Genomic DNA, 1,741 nt, shown 5'->3' with positions numbered 1-1,741 from the left:
CAAGGTAGTGGTGCCGAGACTACCACCCACGAGATAGACCCACCAGCGGAGTGGACGACGGTACACACTCCATAACAGCGCAAGCAGCAGCGGGATGAGCAGTGGCGCTGCGGTACGCTTGGTAAGAAGAGCAACACCCGTTCCCAATACCGCCAGCAGCACGCCACTACCACACCAGCCGTTGCGAATCAGGATAGCAAACCCCAGAAAGGCTGTGGTCGCGGCAAAGTTCATCAGGACGTCACTGTTGAGTGCGCTCATTAGATCGACGAATGCCGGTGTTCCGGCTACCAGTGCAGCCAGCACCAGTGCCATCTGTGGTTCATCAGGCGTTATCGTCAGGCCAATGCGCCACACCGCGATCACGGTCAACATCATCAAGAATGCACTGAATATGCGACCGAGGTAAAGCTGGTATTCGACCGACATATACCGGAACGGGCCGATCAGGGTTGCGATGACGCTATAGTACAGAGGGGGATGATGCCGCTGATCGGTGGGAATACCAGGCGGACGTGGGCTGAGCAGATCGGGGCGTACCCCAGGTGGCCAGAAGTTGTGACGGTACATCGAGTCAGCAACTTCACGGGCAATCACAACATCATCAGGGGCAGTGACTCCACCGCGCACAATGTACGCGGCGTATAAAAAGTGACCCGGCTCGTCGTAATGTTGCCAGGGTGGTACCAGGAACACGTAGATCAACGTATGAATCAGCGCAAGTGTGGCCAGCCAGGCTATGACGCACCTTTCTTCGACACTGAGATTTAAGAAACCTTGCTCTGGTTTAGGTTGTTTGCTTCCCACTTGTTCAGGCGGTGCAACGACTACCTCGGTCTGTGTCATGGAAGTGTGCTCTGTATTGTTGTCTTACTTGCTATCAGTTCGGTCAGAACCCATCTGGCGATACGCGAAACACATCACTGAGGGGCTAGGCTGTTCACGGTACATTACAGAGGTGGCGACAAGGCTTCTATACTGGAGAAGCAATCTCCATCGATAGCGGACAGAGAACTCTCTGTCGGGTTGGTCACCTTTTCCGAACAGCGAACCACATGATTTGTCACGTGGCTACCTGGCAGCCACGCATTAGCGCCATTCCTACTATATACCGGGCAGGTGTGGCGCTGGTTCATCCACAACTCATCCCGCCACTTGACCCTCACTGCTATTCGCCTGCCCCGATCCATCTGCCTGGTGTTCAGGATGCTCTCCTGCATCGCGACTGGCGAGCAGGATACTGCCTTCCATCATCTGCTCGATGTCGGGTAAAGAAGTATCATCACAGAGCAACAGATCAATCCCGATGTCAAGTTGGCGCGAAAAAATATGGTCGGACTGCCTCGATTGGATTGGCTGCCCGCTCACTGACCCGCAGCAAGAGGTCGACATCGCTCGTACCCGAGTGCGATCCTCTGGCCAGAGACCCAATCAGGTATACGGCGCACAAATGAGGAAAGGTTGCCAGTGCTGAATTGGCACCCTCGCGCAAGCGGCGTATAATCTCATCGCGATCCAGGGAGATAGCTTTCACAGAACCGAATGACTCGATCCGCCGCATGCAATCCCTCCCGTGCCTGTGTTTCACTAAAGTAATCAGCCGGCTTCCCAGCAGCAAAACCGTTCGGATAACGAGGTGGTATGTAGTACAGGTCAAGTAGGCGGGCACTATCCAGCACCTCTTCAGGAACCGCCAGCTCCTGGCTCAGCCGCCTGAGCATGTCTGTAAGGGAATGGCCCC

General features: G+C 55.1%; 4 protein-coding genes. All 4 read right to left on the bottom strand.

Annotation, left to right across the window (positions count from 1 at the left end):
* A partial coding sequence (locus tag VAE57_RS15670) for an ArnT family glycosyltransferase (RefSeq protein WP_322822795.1) occupies positions 1-846 on the bottom strand: 846 nt, incomplete at its 3' end.
* Between the two features lie 297 nt (positions 847-1,143).
* Positions 1,144-1,392, bottom strand: coding sequence for a hypothetical protein (locus VAE57_RS15665; protein WP_322822796.1), 249 nt, complete (start codon positions 1,390-1,392; stop codon positions 1,144-1,146).
* On the bottom strand, positions 1,310-1,561 hold the full coding sequence (locus VAE57_RS15660) for a nucleotidyltransferase domain-containing protein (protein ID WP_322822794.1): 252 nt from the start codon (positions 1,559-1,561) through the stop codon (positions 1,310-1,312). Before VAE57_RS15660 ends, VAE57_RS15665 begins: the two co-directional genes overlap by 83 nt.
* Positions 1,506-1,741, bottom strand: a 236-nt coding sequence (locus VAE57_RS15655; RefSeq protein ID WP_322822793.1) for a HEPN domain-containing protein, incomplete at its 5' end; no start/stop codon positions are given. The genes VAE57_RS15660 and VAE57_RS15655, both read right to left, overlap by 56 nt.

Source organism: Chloroflexus sp., from assembly GCF_034434295.1.
In the GTDB taxonomy this organism is placed as follows: domain Bacteria; phylum Chloroflexota; class Chloroflexia; order Chloroflexales; family Chloroflexaceae; genus Chloroflexus.
This window is presented reverse-complemented; position numbering and strand designations above follow the sequence as displayed.